Annotated in this window: 1 protein-coding gene; it reads left to right on the top strand. The window is 69.5% G+C overall.

The window, feature by feature from the left end:
• Nucleotides 1-214: 214 nt before the first annotated feature.
• On the top strand, nucleotides 215-689 hold a 475-nt coding region (locus ABD330_RS32405), incomplete at its 3' end, for a transglycosylase family protein (RefSeq protein ID WP_344469898.1).

Genomic DNA, 689 nt, shown 5'->3' with positions numbered 1-689 from the left:
CCAACCCCAACAACACCGTCAACGCCTTCGCCAACAACGGCATGGACGGAAACGGCGGCTGGATCGACTACGGCCAGATCGCCGCCGGCGCCTGACACCAGCACCGGCCGGGAGTGCGGACCGCCTCCGCGACGGGCACTCCCGGCCGGTCATCCCTGCCCTCTTCTTCCCCCGTCCCGTGTCCGCGTCCGGGATTCCTGAAAGCGAGTCAGTCGTGAACAAGCTCTCCGGCCGGAAGGCCATGGGTTCGCTGGTCGTCAGCACCGTCATAGCCGGCGCCCTGGTGTCCGGCGTGGGCGCCGGCAGTGCGAGTGCCGCCTCGGTCAGCACCTGGGAGAAGGTGGCGCAGTGCGAGAGCGGGAACGTCTGGAACATCAACACCGGGAACACCTACTACGGTGGCCTGCAGATCAACATGGCCAACTGGAACTCCTACGGGGGCACCCAGTACGCGGCGCGCCCCGACCTCGCCAGCGAGCGGGAGCAGATCCTCATCGCCGAGAAGATCCTCGCCGACCAGGGAGCCGGCGCGTGGACGTGCAGTCCGGGAACGGGGCTGGCCACCGACCACGCGAACCCCTACCCCTCCACGCACGCGGGGACGGAGTCGGGTGGGGCCGGGCGGGTCCGCTGGGCCGACTGGGACGGCGACGGCAAGGCCGACTACATCATCCTGGGCGACGACGGCT

Source organism: Kitasatospora kazusensis (assembly GCF_039529945.1).
Lineage (GTDB): Bacteria > Actinomycetota > Actinomycetes > Streptomycetales > Streptomycetaceae > Kitasatospora > Kitasatospora kazusensis.
The sequence above is the reverse complement of the archived record's forward strand: the minus strand, read 5'-3'. Positions and strand labels throughout refer to the sequence as shown.